Below are 18,443 nucleotides of genomic sequence, written 5' to 3'. Positions count from 1 at the left end.
AGCTGCGGATTATTCCGCAGCCGGGGCGTTTTCGGCCATGTCCTGCAGCATCGGGGTGGCGACCGCTGCCCCAGTGCCCTTGCGGCGCTCTTCGAGGATGAGCTCGTCGCGCGACGTGGCGATGCGGCGGATCTGGGTCATGGTGCCGCCGGTGCCGGCCGGGATGAGGCGGCCGACGATGACGTTTTCCTTCAGTCCCTGCAGGCCGTCAGTCTTGCCGGCGATTGCAGCTTCCGTCAGCACCTTGGTCGTTTCCTGGAAGGACGCGGCCGAGATGAAGGACGGGGTCTGCAGCGACGCCTTGGTGATGCCGAGAAGGACCGGCTCGCCGCTGGCGGGCTTCTTGCCCTGCTCGATCAGGTGGTCGTTGACGTCCTCCAGCTCGATCCGGTCGACGTTGTCGCCGACGATGTAGGTCGAGTCGCCTGCATCGGTGATCTCCACCTTCTGCAGCATCTGACGGACGATTACTTCGATGTGCTTGTCGTTGATGACGACGCCCTGCAGACGATAGACTTCCTGGATTTCGTTGACCAGGTAGGAAGCGAGAGCCTCCACGCCCTTGATCGCCAGGATGTCGTGCGGAGCCGGGTTACCGTCGAGGATGTAGTCACCCTTTTCGATATAGTCGCCGTCCTGAAGGTGGAAGGGCTTGCCCTTCGGGATCAGGTATTCGACAGGCTCGACACCGTCTTCCGCCGGTTCGATGATGACGCGACGCTTGTTCTTGTAGTCGCGGCCGAGGCGGATCGTACCATCGATCTCTGCGATGATGGCGTGGTCCTTCGGACGGCGCGCTTCGAACAGTTCGGCAACACGCGGCAGACCACCGGTGATGTCCTTGGTCTTGGCGCTTTCGAGCGGCGAACGGGCGAGAACGTCACCCTGCGAGACTTTCGTGCCCGGCTCGACCGACAGAATTGCGTCGACCGAGAGCAGGAAGCGTGCGTCACCACCGCGGGACAGCTTCGCGACATTGCCGCTGGCGTCCTTGATGACGATCGCCGGCTTGAGGTCCGAACCGCGCGGGGTCGAACGCCAGTCAATGACCTGACGCTTGGTGATGCCGGTGGATTCGTCGGTCGCTTCCAGAACCGAGAGACCATCGACGAGGTCTTCGAACTGAACGGTACCGGCAACTTCCGTCATCATCGGACGGGTGTAAGGATCCCACTCCGCCAGGCGCTGCCCGCGCTTGACCTTGTCACCTTCGTCAACGTGCAGCTTCGAACCGTAGGCGACACGTTGCGAAGAGCGCTCGACGCCACGCTCGTCCAGGATCTGGACGGTCATGTTGCGACCCATGGCAACGAGGCTGCCTTCTGAGTTGCGCAGCACGTTGCGGTTCTTGATCTGCACCGTACCTTCGTACGAGGCTTCCAGGAACGACTGGTCGACCACGGTTGCCGTACCGCCAAGGTGGAAGGTACGCATGGTGAGCTGGGTTCCCGGCTCGCCGATCGACTGAGCGGCGATGACGCCGACGGCTTCGCCCATATTGACCGGCGTACCGCGCGCGAGGTCGCGGCCATAGCAGACCGAGCAGACGCCCGTCTGGATTTCGCAAGTCAGCGCCGAGCGGATGCGGATCGACTGGATGCCAGCCTTCTCGATCTCGATGACATCGGGCTCGAGGATCATCTTGCCGGCATCGACGATGCGCTCGCCCGTCACCGGATGATCGATGTCGTCAAGCGCCGTGCGGCCGAGGATACGGGCGCCGAGCGAGGCGACGACCTGGCCGGCATCGACGATGGCGGTCATGGTCAGGCCGGTTTCGGTGCCGCAATCGACGTGCGTGACGATGCAATCCTGCGCGACGTCGACGAGACGGCGGGTCAGGTAACCGGAGTTCGCGGTCTTCAAGGCGGTGTCTGCCAGACCCTTACGGGCGCCGTGCGTCGAGTTGAAGTACTCGTTGACGGTCAGGCCTTCCTTGAAGTTGGAGATGATCGGCGTCTCGATGATTTCGCCCGACGGCTTGGCCATCAGGCCGCGCATGCCGCCCAGCTGGCGCATCTGGTTCGGAGAACCGCGGGCGCCGGAGTGGCTCATCATGTAGATCGAGTTCATCGGCTTCTGACGGCCGGTGTTCTCGTCGAATTCGACCGCCTTGATGCGCGCCATCATTTCTTCGGCGACCTTTTCGGTCGCCTTGCCCCAGGCGTCGACAACCTTGTTGTACTTTTCGCCCTGGGTGATGAGGCCGTCATTGTACTGCTGCTCGTATTCCTTCACCAGGTTTTCGGTGTCGGCAACGATCTTCGCCTTGGTGGCCGGGATGACCATGTCGTCCTTGCCGAACGAAATGCCGGCGCGGCAGGCATGGGCGAAGCCGAGCTGCATGATGCGGTCGCAGAAGATGACCGTGTCCTTCTGGCCGCAATGGCGATAGACCGTGTCGATCATCTTGGAGATGTTCTTCTTGGTCATTTCCTGGTTGCAGATGTCGAAGGGCACCTTGCCGTTCTTCGGCAGCAGTTCGCCGATAAGCAGACGGCCGGGCGTCGTCTCATAGATCTTGGAGTAGGGCTTGCCATCCTCGCCGATCGACTTGAAGCGGCCGCGGATCTTGGTGTGCAGCGTCACGACCTTGTTTTCCAGCGCGTGATGCAGCTCGCCGAGATCGGAGAAAGCCATGCCTTCGCCCGGTTCGTTCTGGTTCAGGATCGACAGATAGTAGAGGCCGAGAACCATGTCCTGCGAGGGAACGATGATCGGCGCGCCGTTTGCCGGGTGCAGGATGTTGTTGGTCGACATCATCAGCACGCGGGCTTCGAGCTGGGCTTCGAGCGACAGCGGCACGTGAACAGCCATCTGGTCACCGTCGAAGTCGGCGTTGAAGGCCGTGCAGACGAGCGGGTGCAGCTGGATTGCCTTGCCTTCGACCAGGGTGGGTTCGAAGGCCTGGATGCCCAGGCGGTGCAGCGTCGGTGCGCGGTTCAGGAGAACCGGATGTTCGCGGATGACCTCGTCGAGGATATCCCAAACTTCCGGCTTTTCCTTTTCAACCAGCTTCTTGGCCTGCTTGACGGTCGAGGAGTAACCCTTGGCGTCCAGGCGGGCATAGATGAACGGCTTGAAGAGCTCGAGCGCCATCTTCTTCGGAAGACCGCACTGATGCAGCTTCAGTTCCGGGCCGGTGACGATGACCGAACGGCCGGAATAGTCGACGCGCTTACCGAGCAGGTTCTGACGGAAGCGGCCCTGCTTACCCTTCAGCATGTCGGACAGCGACTTCAGCGGGCGCTTGTTGGCGCCGGTGATGACGCGGCCGCGGCGGCCGTTATCGAAGAGCGCGTCGACAGATTCCTGCAGCATGCGCTTTTCGTTGCGGATGATGATGCCCGGAGCGCGCAGTTCGATCAGGCGCTTCAGACGGTTGTTACGGTTGATGACGCGGCGATAGAGATCGTTCAGATCCGACGTCGCGAAACGGCCGCCGTCGAGCGGAACGAGCGGGCGCAGATCCGGCGGGATGACCGGAACGACCTTCATGATCATCCATTCCGGACGATTGCCCGACTCCATGAAGTTCTCGACGATCTTCAGGCGCTTCATCAGCTTCTTCTGCTTGAGATCCGACGTCGTGTCGGCAAGCTCGGAGCGCAGATCGCCGGCGATCTTTTCGAGGTTCATCGAGGCCAGCATCTCGTAGATCGCCTCAGCGCCGATCATCGCGGTGAACTGGTCTTCGCCGTATTCGTCGACGGCGAGCATGTACTCTTCTTCCGTCAGGAGCTGGTGCTCCTTGAGCGCGGTCAGGCCGGGCTCGGTGACGATGTAGTTTTCGAAATAGAGGACGCGCTCGACATCCTTCAGCGTCATGTCGAGCAGGGTCGAGATGCGCGACGGCAGCGACTTCAGGAACCAGATGTGGGCAACGGGAGCGGCGAGCTCAATATGCCCCATGCGCTCACGGCGAACACGCGACAGCGTGACTTCGACGCCGCACTTTTCGCAGATGATGCCCTTGTACTTCATGCGCTTGTACTTGCCGCACAAGCATTCGTAATCCTTGATCGGGCCAAAGATGCGTGCGCAGAACAGACCGTCGCGTTCCGGCTTGAACGTACGGTAGTTAATGGTTTCCGGCTTCTTGATCTCACCGTAGGACCAGGAGAGGATCTTCTCCGGAGACGCGATCGAAATCCGAATGGAATCGAAATTCTGTGCAGGCACCTGCGGATTGAAAAGATTCATGACCTCTTGGTTCATGCCTGTCTCCTTCATGGGCTAAAGCGCCCTCAAAATGCGATGGCCGGCGGCAATTCCCGGGAGCCGCCTCCCTCGCTTAAACGAGAATAACCGCAAGATGCGGCGAAACTTCCCTTCCGGGCCGACAGATGCGGCTCCCGGCGGGACCGGCGTGCGCCGCATTGGCAGCGCACGCCCTATCAATGTTTACTCGGCCGCGTCCGGCAGCTGGGTTGCCTGCGCTTCGTCGAGCTTGGTGTTCTCGAGCTCGACGCTGAGGCCCAGCGAGCGCATTTCCTTGACGAGAACGTTGAAGCTTTCCGGAATACCGGCTTCGAACGTGTCGTCTCCGCGGACAATGGCTTCGTAGACCTTGGTGCGGCCGGCGACGTCGTCCGACTTCACCGTCAGCATTTCCTGCAGCGTATAGGCGGCGCCATAGGCTTCGAGCGCCCAGACTTCCATTTCGCCGAAGCGCTGACCGCCGAACTGCGCCTTGCCGCCCAGCGGCTGCTGGGTCACGAGCGAGTAAGGGCCGATCGAACGGGCATGGATCTTGTCGTCGACCAGGTGGTTGAGCTTCAGCATGTAGATGTAGCCCACGGTCACCTGCCGGTCGAACTGCTCGCCGGTACGGCCGTCATAGAGCGTCGACTGGCCGGTGTCCTTGAGACCCGCCAGACGCAGCATGTCGTTGACGTCACCTTCGTTAGCGCCGTCGAAGACCGGCGTTGCGATCGAAACACCGCGCTTCCACTGGTCGGCGAGACGCAGAACGGACTCATCGTCGAAGTCCTGGACCTGTTCGGCCTTGGGACCGTCGCCCACGACATCGCCAATGGTCTTGCGCAGTGGCTCGATGTTGCCATTGGCTTTATACGCTTCGATCAGTTCGCCGATCTGGCGACCCATGCCTGCGCAAGCCCAGCCCAGGTGCGTTTCCAGGATCTGGCCGACGTTCATGCGCGAAGGCACGCCGAGCGGGTTCAGAACGACGTCGACATGCGTGCCGTCTTCGAGGAACGGCATGTCCTCGACAGGCACAATGCGCGAGACCACGCCCTTGTTCCCGTGACGACCGGCCATCTTATCGCCCGGCTGGATCTTGCGCTTCACGGCAACGAAGACCTTGACCATCTTCATGACGCCCGGAGGCATTTCATCGCCGCGCTGGACCTTCTCGACCTTATCCATGAAGCGCTGTTCGAGGCGCGACTTGGACTCGTCGTACTGGCCGCGGAGAGCTTCGAGTTCGCTCTGCACCTTCTCGTCCTCGACGGCGAACATCCACCACTGCGAGCGGGGATATTCGGAGACGACGGCGTTCGAAAGCTCGGTGCCCTTCTTGAAGCCCTTCGGACCGGCAATCGAGACCTGGCCGCGCAGCATGTCGATCAGACGACCATAGACGTTACGGTCGAGGATCGCCTGCTCGTCGTCACGGTCCTTGGCGAGACGCTCGATCTCTTCGCGTTCGATCGCCATCGCGCGCTCGTCCTTCTCGACGCCATGGCGGTTGAAGACGCGAACTTCGACGATCGTGCCATAGGTGCCGGGCGGCATGCGCATGGAGGTGTCGCGCACGTCGGAGGCTTTCTCGCCGAAGATGGCGCGCAGAAGCTTTTCTTCCGGCGTCATCGGGCTTTCGCCCTTCGGCGTGATCTTGCCGACGAGGATATCGCCCGGCTGAACCTCGGCGCCGATATAGACGATGCCGGCTTCGTCGAGGTTCTTCAGCGCTTCTTCCGAGACGTTCGGAATATCGCGGGTGATTTCCTCGGGGCCGAGCTTGGTGTCGCGCGCCATCACTTCGAATTCCTCGATGTGGATGGAGGTGAACACGTCGTCGGCAACGATGCGCTCGGAGAGCAGGATCGAGTCTTCGTAGTTGTAGCCGTTCCAGGGCATGAACGCGACGAGCGCGTTGCGGCCGAGCGCCAGGTCGCCGAGATCTGTCGACGGACCGTCGGCGAGAATATCGCCGCGGTTGACGACGTCACCGACGGTGACCAGCGGACGCTGGTTGACGCAGGTGTTCTGGTTCGAACGCTGGAACTTCTGCAGGCGGTAGATATCGACGCCGGACTTGCCGGCTTCGAGGTCCTCCGTGGCGCGGATAACGATACGCGTCGCGTCGACCTGGTCGACGACGCCGCCACGGCGGGCGCCGATGGCGGCACCGGAGTCACGCGCGACGACCGGCTCCATGCCGGTGCCGACGAACGGCGCTTCGGCACGCAACAGCGGCACAGCCTGACGCTGCATGTTCGAGCCCATAAGGGCGCGGTTGGCGTCGTCGTTTTCCAGGAACGGGATGAGTGCCGCAGCAACCGAAACGACCTGCTTCGGCGAAACGTCCATCAGGTTCATGCTGTCGCGGGGCGCGAGCATAACTTCACCCGCGTGACGGCAGACGACGAATTCGTCGACGAAGGAACCGTCAGCGTTCAGTTCGGCGTTGGCCTGCGCGACGTAGTACTTCGCCTCTTCCATGGCGGAGAGGTAGAGCACGTCGTTCGTCACCTTGCCGTCGACGATGCGCCGGTACGGGCTCTCGATGAAGCCGTATTTGTTGACGCGGGCAAAGGTCGCAAGCGAGTTGATCAGACCGATGTTCGGGCCTTCCGGCGTTTCGATCGGGCAGATGCGGCCATAGTGGGTCGGATGCACGTCGCGGACTTCGAAGCCGGCGCGCTCGCGGGTCAGACCGCCCGGACCAAGGGCCGAAAGACGGCGCTTGTGGGTGATTTCCGACAGCGGGTTGACCTGGTCCATGAACTGCGAGAGCTGCGAGGAGCCGAAGAATTCGCGGACGGCTGCGGCAGCCGGCTTGGCGTTGATCAGGTCCTGCGGCATGACCGTGTCGATTTCGATCGAGGACATGCGTTCCTTGATCGCACGCTCCATGCGGAGCAGGCCGAGACGGTACTGGTTCTCCATCAGCTCGCCGACCGAGCGGACGCGACGGTTGCCGAGGTTGTCGATGTCGTCGATCTCGCCCTTGCCGTCGCGCAGTTCGACCAGCATCTTGACCACCGCCAGGATGTCGTCCTTGCGCAGTATGCGAACGGTGTCCTCGACGGAGAGGTCGAGGCGCATGTTCATCTTGACGCGGCCGACGGCGGAGAGGTCGTAACGCTCCGCATCGAAGAACAGCGAGTTGAACATGGCTTCGGCCGATTCCATGGTCGGCGGTTCACCCGGGCGCATGACGCGATAGATGTCGAACAGAGCGTCCTGACGGTTCTCGTTCTTGTCAGCCGAAAGCGTGTTGCGGATATAGGCGCCGACATTAATGTGGTCGATGCCGAGAACCGGGATCTCGTCAAAACCGTTTGCGAGGATGACGGCAAGCGTCTTCTCGTCGATCTCGTCGCCGGCCTCGAGATAGATCTCACCCGTCGAGTAGTTGACGATATCCTCGGCAAGGTAGTTGCCGTAGAGATCGTCGTCGCCGGCCTTCAGCGCCTTCAGGCCCTTATCGGAAAGCTGGCGCAGCAGGCGCGGCGTCAGCTTCTTGCCGGCTTCCACGACGACTTCGCCGGTATCGGCGTCGACCATCTCGGTGATTGCCTTGGCGCCCTTCAGCGTTTCCGGCTTGAAGGGAATGCGCCAGCCTTCACCGTCGCGCTTGTAGAGCGACTTGGTGTAGAAGGTGTCGAGGATTTCCTCGCCGTCCATGCCGAGCGCCATCAGCAGCGACGTGACGGGGATCTTGCGGCGGCGGTCGATGCGGGCGTAGACGATGTCCTTGGCATCGAATTCGATATCGAGCCAGGAGCCGCGATAAGGAATGACGCGGGCGGCAAAGAGCAGCTTGCCGGAAGAATGGCTCTTGCCCTTGTCGTGGTCGAAGAAGACGCCCGGCGAACGGTGCATCTGCGAGACGATGACGCGCTCGGTGCCGTTGACGATGAACGTGCCGTTGTTCGTCATGAGCGGCATGTCGCCCATGTAAACGGACTGTTCCTTGATGTCCTTGATCGACTTTGCGCCGGTATCCTCGTCGATATCGAACACGATGAGACGGAGAGTGACCTTCAGCGGCGCGGCATAGGTCAGGTCGCGCTGGCGGCACTCGTCAACGTCGAACTTCGGTGGTTCGAATTCGTAAGATACGAACTCCAGCATCGAGGCGCCGGAGAAGTCGGTGATCGGGAAAACGGACTTGAAGACGGCCTGAAGGCCTTCGTCAGGGCGACCGCCCTTCGGCTCTTCAACCATCAGAAACTGGTCGTAGGACGCCTTCTGAACCTCGATGAGGTTCGGCATTTCTGCGACTTCGGGGATCTTACCAAAAAACTTGCGTACGCGCCTGCGACCATTGAACGAAAGGGTCTGAGCCATCGTCGCTCCTTCAAAAATTGCATCCGGGCCTGCAACGGACGGGAACCGATGGCCAGTCGACCCCGCCGATCAATGAGTAGTTCAACCTCGTCCCACCTCCCGAAATAGCCAGGCCGGATTGCCTTGGCGCTTCGGTTCGAGACCATGCTCTTGAAGAACCCATTACCCAAAAGCCGTTTTCACGCGGCTTTTGGGTAATTCGTTCAGGAAAACGGCAAATGGGAGGCAGTAAATGCCGCCTCCCACGTGCAGTTCAAGATTACTTGACGTCGGCCTTTGCGCCTGCGTCTTCAAGCTTCTTCTTGATGTCGGCGGCTTCAGCCTTGGAAACGCCTTCCTTGACAGCCTTCGGAGCGCCTTCGACGAGGTCCTTGGCTTCCTTGAGGCCGAGGCCGGTGATGGCGCGGACTTCCTTGATGACGTTGATCTTGTTGGCGCCGGCATCCGTGAGGATGACGTCGAACTCGGTCTTTTCTTCTTCAGCCGGAGCAGCTGCGCCGCCTGCAGCGCCGCCAACGGCAGCAACAGCTACCGGAGCAGCGGCCGAAACGCCCCACTTTTCTTCAAGAAGCTTCGACAGTTCTGCAGCTTCCAGAACGGTCAGCGAGGAGAGGTCTTCAACGATCTTTGCGAGATCAGCCATTTTCTAGTTCCTTTTGTTCGGTTCGAACTGTTGAGTATGTACAGCGAAAAACCGCCTTAAGCGGCTTCGTCCTTCTTGGCGTAGGCCGAGAACACGCGAGCAAGCTGGCTTGCCGGTGCTGCAACAACGCCTGCAATGCGGGTAGCCGGGGTCTGGATCATGCCCAGCAGCTTCGCACGCAGTTCGTCCAGCGAAGGCAGGGTCGCAAGCGACTTGACACCTTCGGCGTTCAGCGTTGTCGTACCCATGGCGCCGCCGAGAACCACGATCTTGTCGTTGGTCTTGGCGAAATCCATGACGACCTTCGGAGCGATGATCGGATCATTGCTGTAAGCAATGAGGGTCTGACCCTTGAAGAGATTGGAAATCCCTTCCGCTTCCGTACCCTGAAGGGCAATTTTGGCCAGGCGGTTCTTCGCGACTTTGACGGTGCCGCCAGCAGCGCGCATCTTCGAACGAAAATCGTTCATCTGTGCGACTGTAGCACCAGCATAGTGGGCCACGACAAACGAGCCCGAAGCCTTGAAGACTTCGTTCAGTTCCGTGACGAATTCGCGTTTTTCCGCTCTTTCCACTGCCTATCTCCAGTTGGCGGGACCGTTTGAAACGGACCCACCGGGTTGCCTTTTGCCCCCTGGGATCAAAAGAGATCCCAAGCGACGCTTGAGGATCCTGTCCCCTCGCGCTCCGCGCCAATCAAGGCTGAAGAGGCACAAGGCATCCAAGGCTCGAACCGAGTTCCAAGAAGCGAACTTCATGCAATTCGGGTCTTACCCGTCTCATGCAGGCCAAGTGATTAAGGGAAAACCACCTGCAATCTCGGACAGGATTCCGGATTTCTCCGGAATATTCCGGCCCCTTGCGAGGCCGGAAATTCAGCGACCGGGCCGAAGCCCGGCCATAAACTTATGCAGTCGGAGCCGCGGTGACCGAGCCGACTTCGATCTTGACGCCCGGGCCCATGGTCGAGGAAATCGCCACGCGCTTGACGTAGTTGCCCTTGGCGCCAGCCGGCTTCGCCTTGATGACGGCGTCGGCAAAGGCGCGGATGTTTTCTTCCAGAGCCTTGGCGTCGAAAGAGGCCTTGCCAATGCCGGCATGGACGATACCAGCCTTCTCGACGCGGAACTCGACGGCGCCGCCCTTGGAAGCCTTGACGGCTCCGGCGACGTCCATGGTGACGGTTCCGACCTTCGGGTTCGGCATCATGCCGCGCGGGCCAAGAACCTTACCGAGACGGCCGACGAGCGGCATCATGTCGGGGGTGGCGATGCAGCGATCGAATTCGATCTTGCCGCCCTGGACGATTTCGACGAGGTCTTCGGCGCCAACGACATCGGCACCGGCAGCCTTGGCTTCGTCAGCCTTGGCGCCACGAGCGAAGACGGCGACGCGAACCGTACGGCCGGTGCCGTTCGGCAGGTTGACGACGCCGCGAACCATCTGGTCCGCATGACGCGGATCAACGCCGAGGTTCATCGATACTTCGATGGTTTCGTCGAACTTTGCGACAGCCCGTTCCTTGACCATGCCGATGGCGGTCGTGAGAGCGTAGAGCTTGGTGGGATCAACACCTTCGTTGATCTTGCGTGTGCGCTTGCCTGCCATGGTCTTAACCCACCACTTCCAGGCCCATGGCGCGGGCAGAGCCCTCGATCATCGCCATTGCGCCTTCGATATCCGCTGCGTTCAGGTCCTTCATCTTAGCTTCCGCGATCGTCTTGATCTGAGCCTTGGTGAGGGTACCGGCCTTTGCGCCCTTGCCCGGGGTCTTGGAACCGGATGTGATCTTCGCTTCCTTCTTCAGCCAGTAGCTGACCGGAGGCTGCTTCATCGCGAAGGTGAAGGACTTGTCCTGGTAATAGGTGATGACGACCGGAATCGGCATACCCTTTTCCATTTCCTGCGTGGCGGCGTTGAACGCCTTGCAGAATTCCATGATGTTAATGCCACGCTGACCAAGCGCCGGGCCGATCGGCGGGGACGGGTTCGCCGATCCTGCCTTGACCTGAAGCTTGAGCTGGCCTGCAACTTTCTTAGCCATATCTCTCTGCCTTTCATGAACGGCCGGTTGCCCGGCCCGTGATGCCGGATCGCTCCGGCGGCTGCGGTTGCGTGGTGCGGATCAATAGGGCCCGGCTAAGACCCCTCACCTTCCACGCGGATGCGGACTAGGTCCGCCGGAAACAGACCTCAAAGGCCAGCCTCCAAATCTGCAATCAGACCTTCTCGACCTGAGCGTATTCCAGCTCGACCGGTGTTGCGCGGCCGAAAATCGACACTTCCACCTTCAGGCGCGAACGCTCTTCGTCCACATCCTGAACCGTGCCGTTGAACGAGGCGAAGGGACCATCGGAAACGCGGACCTGCTCGCCGATCTCGAAGGTAACGGATGCCTTCGGCCGCTCGACACCTTCCTGAACCTGGCCGAGAATACGCTCGGCTTCATAATCCGGAATCGGAACGGGCTTATTGTCGGAGCCGAGGAAACCCGTGACCTTCGGCGTATTCTTGATCAGGTGGTAGGCCTCGTCCGTCAGATTGGCGCGAACCAGGACATAACCCGGGAAGAACTTGCGCTCGCTATCGACCTTGCGGCCGCGACGCACTTCCACAACCTTTTCGGTCGGCACGAGGATCTTCTCGAACAGGTGCTCAAGCCCCTTCTGGCGAGCCTTGTTCTCGATGTCTTCAGCTACCTTCTTTTCAAAATTCGAGTACGCGTGGACGATGTACCAACGTGCCGCCATTTTCATCTCCACCCGTATCAGTTGCCGGTATTGAGCACGAAGCTCAGGACCCAGCCGATCAGCTGGTCAGCGGCAAAGAAAAACAGCGCGGCAAATACCACCATCACCAGCACCATGACCGTCGAGATCATCGTCTCGCGGCGCGACGGCCATGTGACCTTGGACGTCTCGGAGCGAACCTGCTGCAGAAACGCTAACGGATTGGATTTGGATGCCATCGACTGCCCACGCAATTACGGCGCGTAAAGCTGAAACTATCAGCCCCACGCACCGCGTGTCTGTTGAACCCTAAATAAACACCGATTCCCGAATGCACAAGAGGGAAACCGAAGTTTAACGAAATTAGTTGCCACCAATTGATCCCCAGCCCGGTATGCCGCGAGCAGCGCCGCGCTGTCCGTATCAGGGAAAATGGCAGGGGCAGAGGGGCTCGAACCCCCGACCTGCGGTTTTGGAGACCGCCGCTCTACCAACTGAGCTATACCCCTTCATGCCTGTCCTCCAGCGCCCGGGCCAAGACCCGCAAATCGCTGCCGAAATGCATGGCGCTCCCTTTAAGACGGCGGCAGCGGATTGGCAAGCACGATTTTCGATTTTCAAAGCGTTCTGCTCATTTGCGAGCGTCCGCCTTTCGATCGGGCAACAGGAAGCGTTCAGACCTTCACATATTTCCGCCAGTCGTGTTCTTCCTTGAAGCCAAGCACCTCGCGAATCTTGCGGTTGGAAAGCAGCCCCTCATATTCACCGATCTCGCGGGTGAACGGTACGTTGGGGAAGAATCGCTTCGCCAACTCCTTCGACGGCGTATTGGCCGAAACCGTGTCGTTAGCAGCATTGAAGACCTGGTAGCCAAGCCCGTCCTTGTCGATGCAGAGATGGCAGATCTGTCCCAGGTCGCGAGCGTCGATATAGCTCCAGGTGATGCGCTTGCGCATCTCGGGATGGGCAAAATAGGTCGGGAATCTCTCATATTCGTGCGGCTCGATAACGTTGCCGATGCGCAGCGCATAGATGTCGAAGCCCGATCGTTCGGCAAAGGCGCGTGCCGTCTTTTCGTTGACGACCTTGGAGAGGCCGTAGGAATCCATCGGATTGACGTCGTAGTCTTCCTCTAGCGGAAACTGGTGGAAGTCGCGATGACCTTCGGCGAAACAGACGCCGTAGGTCGTCTCGCTCGATGCGACGATGATCTTCCGGATCCCGAGCTTCACCGCCGCTTCGATGACATTGTAAGTGCCCATCACGTTGATGCGGAAGGTCTCGTTATCCGGCTTGATCAAAATGCGCGGAATGGCAGCGAAATGCACGACGGCATCAAAGGGCTGAACACCCCTGCCCGCGTCGAGATCGGGAAAATCGCGATGCATCGACAGCGCGTTGAAGACCTGGCCGCTATCGGTGATGTCGGCGATGAGATTGGTGACGCCGGGGCTGTCCAGAGGCACGAGATCGAGGTTGTGAACCTCGTAGCCTGCATTGACGAGCCATGGCACGGCATGGCGACCTGCCTTGCCGGAACCGCCCGTGAACAGAATCCGCTTTTTCATGGAAATGTCCTCCGCATCATGAAACCGGAGGCATAGTTAGACGCTTCCGCGCGAAGAGCAAGCGAGCGTTCTGCGAGGTATTTCACCCCGCCGCGCCAGGAGCACCCTATCCGGGAGCACCTGGCCAATTATTGCCTATCACCGCAGCCCCGTGCGATGAACTGGAAAGGTCGTCACTTGACGACGCTTACCTCATTGATCTGCACTCCGGCCGATTGAACAACCTCTTGCGGAATCGCAGCGATGAAAAACATCGTGAAAACATACATTGCGAATATCGTCGCAACGAATGTGGCCTTTGGAATCATCCCGACTCTCCTCTTTACAGGGAGGAGTCTGGACTAAAATGAGCCAATCACAACTGCTTTCTGAACGTGAGATGAACAAAATACTGTGACGAGCATCTTTAACGATATTTTTACAACACCTGTTAAACAGCTCGGATGCATCAAAAACGAAAAACCCCGCTGTTTCCAGCGGGGCCTTCCTGATTGTGGATAACCTGAAAGGTTACTCGACGATCGAAGCGACGATACCGGCGCCGACGGTGCGGCCGCCTTCGCGGATAGCGAAGCGCAGCTTTTCTTCCATCGCGATCGGAACGATCAGCTCGACGTCAACCGTGACGTTGTCGCCCGGCATGACCATTTCCGTGCCTTCCGGCAGCGTGACGATGCCGGTCACGTCCGTCGTGCGGAAGTAGAACTGCGGACGGTAGTTGGTGAAGAACGGCGTATGACGGCCGCCCTCTTCCTTCGTCAGGATGTAGGCTTCTGCCTTGAACTTCTTGTGCGGCTTGACCGAACCCGGCTTGCACAGGATCTGACCACGCTCGACGCCGTCACGGTTCACACCGCGGATCAGCGCGCCGATGTTGTCGCCGGCCTGGCCCTGGTCGAGCAGCTTGCGGAACATTTCAACGCCGGTCACCGTCGTCTTCGAGGTCGGACGGATGCCGACGATCTCGACTTCTTCACCAACCTTGATGATGCCACGCTCGACGCGGCCGGTCACGACCGTACCACGGCCCGAGATCGAGAACACGTCTTCGATCGGCATCAGGAACGGCTGGTCAACCGGACGCTCCGGCGTCGGGATGTAGGAGTCGACCGCTGCCATCAGCTCGCGGATCGCGTCTTCGCCGATCTTCTTGTCGGAATCTTCAAGAGCAGCAAGCGCCGAACCCTTGACGACCGGAATGTCGTCGCCAGGGAAGTCGTAGGACGACAGAAGTTCGCGAACTTCAAGCTCGACCAGCTCGAGAAGCTCGGCGTCGTCAACCTGGTCGACCTTGTTCAGGAACACAACGATCGCCGGAACGCCGACCTGGCGGGCGAGCAGGATGTGTTCGCGCGTCTGCGGCATCGGGCCGTCAGCAGCCGAGCAAACCAGGATCGCGCCGTCCATCTGCGCCGCACCGGTGATCATGTTCTTCACGTAGTCGGCATGGCCGGGGCAGTCGACGTGCGCGTAGTGGCGGGCCGGCGTCTCATACTCGACGTGCGCCGTCGAGATCGTGATGCCGCGCGCCTTCTCTTCCGGAGCCGCGTCGATCTGGTCGTACGCCTTGAACTCACCGAAGTACTTCGTGATCGCTGCCGTCAGAGACGTCTTGCCGTGGTCAACGTGGCCGATCGTGCCGATGTTGACGTGCGGCTTGTTGCGCTCAAACTTACTCTTTGCCATTTGAATGCTTCCTGTGAACGAAATGGTGGCCCCGGCGAACCGGTTTAGTGCCGCCGTTTAAGGCTTTCGGCGAAATTGCGCAAGACTTAATTGCAGACGCCAATCTTGGCGTGACAGCGCATATGGGAGACAATTCGCCGCCTGCAAGGCGATTCGCCGCGCCCCCTCCAAAAATCGCTGGAATCTCAGAGAAAATCGCACGGATCACCAAGGATGAGCCGCGGCCGCCGGCATTGACATCCCTCGCCTGCGGCAATGGCGGCCGGCGTCTCAGCCACGGCTGGAAACAGCGCGCGTGACGATCGCGACTGCGATCGCGTCAACTGGCTTTAAGGGAGACTGGAGCGGGTAGCGGGAATCGAACCCGCGTATTCAGCTTGGAAGGCTGCTGCTCTACCATTGAGCTATACCCGCGGGATGGTCAGATCCGATGACGAATGGTGGAGAGAGTTGGATTTGAACCAACGTAGGCTGAGCCAACGGATTTACAGTCCGTCCCCTTTAACCACTCGGGCATCTCTCCAGTTTTTCGTCCGGATCTTGAAGACCAAGTTCGTCAGACTTCGAAGCGTTGCCGCCCGTCGTCTGCGCCGCGTATATGACCGGAGCATTTCCGTCTGTCAACACGATGACAATGGAAAAAACACGAAAAATTTCATTCGCCGCCGAAAGCCGGCATTTGAAAGAAAGCCTATGCGGCAGCGAACGCCATGGCTATAAAGCCGCATGAGCAAAGACAACAAATCCGGCGGCAAGGCCGCGACAGAGCCATCCGCCAAGGATACGCACTACGCCAATCTGAGGCGCGCCCACCGTGACGCCAAGCGCGAACGCGGCGAGATCCCGACACCCCAGCCACAGAAGCGCCGGCGTGGAGCTGATGACTGGAAGCCGCCGGCGCTCGCGCCCGACCAGGTATATCTCTATGGCCTCCATACAGTGCGCGCCGCTCTCGACAATCCGGAGCGCAAGAAGATCAAGCTGTTTACGACACAGAATGCGCTCGCGCGCCTGGAAATCGACGTCGAGACGCTCGGCATTCCCTTCGAAATCGTCTCGCCGCACGAGATCGACAAGGTGCTGGGTCCCGAGGCGATCCATCAGGGCGTCATGCTGGAAACGCGGCCGCTACCGATGCGCCGGCTCGAAGCGCTAAAGGACAGCCCTCTCCTGCTCGTGCTTGATCAGGTCACCGATCCGCACAATGTCGGCGCGATCATGCGCTCGGCCGTCGCCTTCAATGCCGGGGCCGTTATCACCACCCAGAGACATAGCCCGACCGAGTCAGGCGTGCTCGCCAAATCCGCCTCCGGCGCCCTGGAACTGATACCTTATATACAGATCACCAATCTCGCCGATGCACTCGGCGAATTGCACAGGCTCGGCTTCTCCACCATCGGCCTCGATTCGGAAGGACCGGCGCCGCTCGAAGGCACCTTCTCAGGCGATAAGGTGGCGCTGGTGCTCGGCTCGGAGGGCAAGGGGCTCAGGCAGAAGACACGCGAAACCGTCAACGCGCTTGCCCGCCTCGACATGCCGGGCGCAATCAAATCGCTGAACGTCTCGAATGCAGCGGCGATCGCGCTTTATGCGGCGCGGCTCTATCTGAAGCCATAGGTGGGCCAACAAGCGACCAGCTCAATTCAAGCGACCGCAGTCATCGCGCCAGGGGGAAGTGTCATGATCCGTTTCGTCGTCCGGCTTTCGGCTGCGGCAGCAGCCCTCCTTGCTTGTGGCCTGGCCCAGGGCCAGGAGATCGATGCCGATATTGTCAAAGCGCAGGCCGGGGCCTATCTCTTTGCCCCGCAAGACGGCCGCGCGGGATGCCGGATGACGCTTGAAACCAGTACGGCGATCGGCGGCTATTCGCTCTCTGGCCAGGAGTCTTGCACTACGCCACTGCCGGCGCTTGCCGAGTCCTATGCCTGGAATTTCGACGGCAATGGCGGCCTCATTCTGATCGATGCGATGCGCAAGGTCATCGCCCGTTTCGTCGAGAACGAGGGTTCAGCGATGAAAACGGAAGACGAAACACCGCTCCTGCTGATCTCGGCACCCGATGGTGTCGATCACTTGCCGACCTTCAGGAGCCTTGCCGGGACATGGGCAATGCAAAGACCGGGCGGCGAAAAGCTCTGCAGCGTGACACTCGACGGCACCGTCGATACGGACGGCCATGCACCCCTATCGCTTTCCGGAGACTGCGCCGCCAATGTCGCCGGGCTCAAGCTCACCATATGGGATATCGATGGTTTCGGGCTGACGCTGATGAGCCATGACGGTTCGTCGCTCAGCTTCGACATGCGCGCCGACGGCAATTTCGACAAGTCCAGAGAAGAAGGCGGCAAGCCGCTATCGCTCGTGCGCCACTGATCCCGGCGCATGGCTCGAGCCGGAGAAATCCACTTTTTGCCTTGGAATGACCTTCTGGAGCATTATGATCGGGCGGCGATCGATCCGTAGCGACCGGTCATAAGCAAGAAGGAGCGATTCCCATCATGGCCATTCGACCGCTGATTTTCGGTATCCTCTTCATCGCGGCCTTTGTGGGAATCATTCTCAGCATCATTTGGGTGGACACGTCGCATCCCGTTCACCAGGCCGATCCCTTGTCGCCGACGGCGCCTGGCCCCGCGACGCCGGGGCCGGTGCAATAGGCCGAGAGGAACGCGGACGGCAATCGCGCGTTAATCCCCGATCGAACGAGGATTGAACGCTTATGCGCATAATGATCGCCATCGTCGCCGTCATGGTCGCCTCGGTGCTCAGCATCGCGATGATGTCACCTTCCGGTGCCGGACAGACCGGTAATGGCGACAGGATCGAGGCCAAAATCAACGAACCCCTCGCGCATTGAACCGGAACGACGGGTAGCTGAGACCGACTGTCTTCAGCTGCAATAGAACCAGGGCATGTCGCGATCATATTGGCACCACTCGAGGGAAATGGCTGCGGTCAGCAAATATCCGCGAACTTCATGGCTGGTTCCTCATTGAGGATGGGGAGACACTGCGCCGTCGCGGCTGAATTGCCGCTGAAACAGACCTTCGGACGGGGTTCATTAAGGAAAAACGCGCCGGAGCATTATCGAAACCAGTCCGCCTTCGTTCTCAACGAAACTACGACGCGACAGCCTTCGCTTGGCCGCTCTCTTCGGTTCGCCGAGCCGAAGCTCACGAGCGTAGGCTGGTGCCCCCGGCAGGGTTCGAACCCGCGACCCCCTGATTACAAATCAGGTGCTCTACCAACTGAGCTACAAGGGCAATAGCTGCC

Annotated in this window: 14 protein-coding genes and 4 tRNA genes; 4 read left to right on the top strand and 14 right to left on the bottom strand. The window is 60.0% G+C overall.

Annotated elements, in window-relative coordinates:
• Positions 1–9: 9 nt before the first annotated feature.
• The 13 genes from rpoC to NXC14_RS08675 form a co-directional block, all read right to left on the bottom strand.
• The gene (gene rpoC, locus NXC14_RS08735) at positions 10–4,218 is read right to left on the bottom strand and encodes a DNA-directed RNA polymerase subunit beta' (RefSeq protein ID WP_085777818.1); all 4,209 of its coding nucleotides are present in this window, start codon (positions 4,216–4,218) and stop codon (positions 10–12) included.
• A gap of 186 nt (positions 4,219–4,404) precedes the next feature.
• On the bottom strand, positions 4,405–8,544 hold the full coding sequence (rpoB, locus tag NXC14_RS08730; protein WP_085777817.1) for a DNA-directed RNA polymerase subunit beta: 4,140 nt from the start codon (positions 8,542–8,544) through the stop codon (positions 4,405–4,407).
• 259 nt (positions 8,545–8,803) lie between these two features.
• The gene (rplL, locus tag NXC14_RS08725; protein ID WP_011424974.1) at positions 8,804–9,187 is read right to left on the bottom strand and encodes a 50S ribosomal protein L7/L12; all 384 of its coding nucleotides are present in this window, start codon (positions 9,185–9,187) and stop codon (positions 8,804–8,806) included.
• Between the two features lie 56 nt (positions 9,188–9,243).
• The gene (gene rplJ / locus NXC14_RS08720; RefSeq protein ID WP_085777816.1) at positions 9,244–9,762 is read right to left on the bottom strand and encodes a 50S ribosomal protein L10; all 519 of its coding nucleotides are present in this window, start codon (positions 9,760–9,762) and stop codon (positions 9,244–9,246) included.
• Positions 9,763–10,093: 331 nt separating this feature from the next.
• The gene (gene rplA / locus NXC14_RS08715) at positions 10,094–10,795 is read right to left on the bottom strand and encodes a 50S ribosomal protein L1 (RefSeq protein ID WP_011424973.1); all 702 of its coding nucleotides are present in this window, start codon (positions 10,793–10,795) and stop codon (positions 10,094–10,096) included.
• A 4-nt stretch (positions 10,796–10,799) separates the two neighbouring features.
• Positions 10,800–11,231, bottom strand: a complete 432-nt coding sequence (rplK, locus tag NXC14_RS08710) for a 50S ribosomal protein L11 (RefSeq protein WP_009985507.1) — start codon at positions 11,229–11,231, stop codon at positions 10,800–10,802.
• A gap of 175 nt (positions 11,232–11,406) precedes the next feature.
• Positions 11,407–11,937 (bottom strand): transcription termination/antitermination protein NusG, encoded by a 531-nt coding sequence (gene nusG, locus NXC14_RS08705; RefSeq protein ID WP_007791989.1) that lies wholly within the window; start codon positions 11,935–11,937, stop codon positions 11,407–11,409.
• Positions 11,938–11,954: 17 nt separating this feature from the next.
• Positions 11,955–12,155 carry a preprotein translocase subunit SecE gene (gene secE, locus NXC14_RS08700; protein ID WP_085777815.1) on the bottom strand — a complete coding sequence of 67 codons (201 nt, stop codon included), beginning with the start codon at positions 12,153–12,155 and terminating at the stop codon, positions 11,955–11,957.
• 194 nt (positions 12,156–12,349) lie between these two features.
• A tRNA-Trp gene (locus NXC14_RS08695) sits at positions 12,350–12,425 on the bottom strand.
• Between the two features lie 165 nt (positions 12,426–12,590).
• Positions 12,591–13,484 (bottom strand): NAD(P)-dependent oxidoreductase, encoded by an 894-nt coding sequence (locus tag NXC14_RS08690; RefSeq protein ID WP_085777814.1) that lies wholly within the window; start codon positions 13,482–13,484, stop codon positions 12,591–12,593.
• Positions 13,485–13,994: 510 nt separating this feature from the next.
• Entirely contained in the window at positions 13,995–15,170 is a 1,176-nt protein-coding gene (gene tuf, locus NXC14_RS08685) for an elongation factor Tu (RefSeq protein WP_011424970.1), read from the bottom strand.
• 340 nt (positions 15,171–15,510) lie between these two features.
• Positions 15,511–15,584 (bottom strand) — tRNA-Gly (locus NXC14_RS08680).
• A gap of 24 nt (positions 15,585–15,608) precedes the next feature.
• Positions 15,609–15,693: transfer RNA gene (locus NXC14_RS08675), tRNA-Tyr, on the bottom strand.
• 203 nt (positions 15,694–15,896) lie between these two features.
• Between NXC14_RS08675 and rlmB the strand changes: the two genes are divergently transcribed.
• From rlmB to NXC14_RS32935, 4 genes are all read left to right on the top strand, one after another.
• Positions 15,897–16,787 carry a 23S rRNA (guanosine(2251)-2'-O)-methyltransferase RlmB gene (rlmB, locus tag NXC14_RS08670; protein WP_085777813.1) on the top strand — a complete coding sequence of 297 codons (891 nt, stop codon included), beginning with the start codon at positions 15,897–15,899 and terminating at the stop codon, positions 16,785–16,787.
• 63 nt (positions 16,788–16,850) lie between these two features.
• Complete coding sequence (locus tag NXC14_RS08665; protein WP_085777812.1) at positions 16,851–17,543, top strand: AprI/Inh family metalloprotease inhibitor; 693 nt, start codon at positions 16,851–16,853, stop codon at positions 17,541–17,543.
• A 125-nt stretch (positions 17,544–17,668) separates the two neighbouring features.
• Complete coding sequence (locus tag NXC14_RS32940) at positions 17,669–17,827, top strand: hypothetical protein (RefSeq protein ID WP_176536253.1); 159 nt, start codon at positions 17,669–17,671, stop codon at positions 17,825–17,827.
• A gap of 62 nt (positions 17,828–17,889) precedes the next feature.
• Positions 17,890–18,027 (top strand): hypothetical protein, encoded by a 138-nt coding sequence (locus NXC14_RS32935; protein ID WP_198175514.1) that lies wholly within the window; start codon positions 17,890–17,892, stop codon positions 18,025–18,027.
• A 330-nt stretch (positions 18,028–18,357) separates the two neighbouring features.
• Here the strand turns inward: NXC14_RS32935 and NXC14_RS08660 are convergent.
• Positions 18,358–18,433, bottom strand: a tRNA-Thr gene (locus NXC14_RS08660).
• Positions 18,434–18,443: the final 10 nt, after the last annotated feature.

This window comes from Rhizobium sp. NXC14 (assembly GCF_002117485.1).
Taxonomy (GTDB): domain Bacteria; phylum Pseudomonadota; class Alphaproteobacteria; order Rhizobiales; family Rhizobiaceae; genus Rhizobium.
The sequence above is the reverse complement of the archived record's forward strand: the minus strand, read 5'-3'. Positions and strand labels throughout refer to the sequence as shown.

Coding starts and splice junctions, on each gene's coding strand:
- rplK (WP_009985507.1), bottom strand. CDS start 11,231: ATGGCTAAGAAAGTTGCAGGCCAGCTCAAGCTTCAGGTCAAGGCAGGA.
- NXC14_RS32935 (WP_198175514.1), top strand. CDS start 17,890: ATGCGCATAATGATCGCCATCGTCGCCGTCATGGTCGCCTCGGTGCTC.
- nusG (WP_007791989.1), bottom strand. CDS start 11,937: ATGGCGGCACGTTGGTACATCGTCCACGCGTACTCGAATTTTGAAAAG.
- NXC14_RS08665 (WP_085777812.1), top strand. CDS start 16,851: ATGATCCGTTTCGTCGTCCGGCTTTCGGCTGCGGCAGCAGCCCTCCTT.
- rpoC (WP_085777818.1), bottom strand. CDS start 4,218: ATGAACCAAGAGGTCATGAATCTTTTCAATCCGCAGGTGCCTGCACAG.
- secE (WP_085777815.1), bottom strand. CDS start 12,155: ATGGCATCCAAATCCAATCCGTTAGCGTTTCTGCAGCAGGTTCGCTCC.
- rlmB (WP_085777813.1), top strand. CDS start 15,897: ATGAGCAAAGACAACAAATCCGGCGGCAAGGCCGCGACAGAGCCATCC.
- tuf (WP_011424970.1), bottom strand. CDS start 15,170: ATGGCAAAGAGTAAGTTTGAGCGCAACAAGCCGCACGTCAACATCGGC.
- NXC14_RS32940 (WP_176536253.1), top strand. CDS start 17,669: ATGGCCATTCGACCGCTGATTTTCGGTATCCTCTTCATCGCGGCCTTT.
- NXC14_RS08690 (WP_085777814.1), bottom strand. CDS start 13,484: ATGAAAAAGCGGATTCTGTTCACGGGCGGTTCCGGCAAGGCAGGTCGC.
- rplL (WP_011424974.1), bottom strand. CDS start 9,187: ATGGCTGATCTCGCAAAGATCGTTGAAGACCTCTCCTCGCTGACCGTT.
- rpoB (WP_085777817.1), bottom strand. CDS start 8,544: ATGGCTCAGACCCTTTCGTTCAATGGTCGCAGGCGCGTACGCAAGTTT.
- rplA (WP_011424973.1), bottom strand. CDS start 10,795: ATGGCAGGCAAGCGCACACGCAAGATCAACGAAGGTGTTGATCCCACC.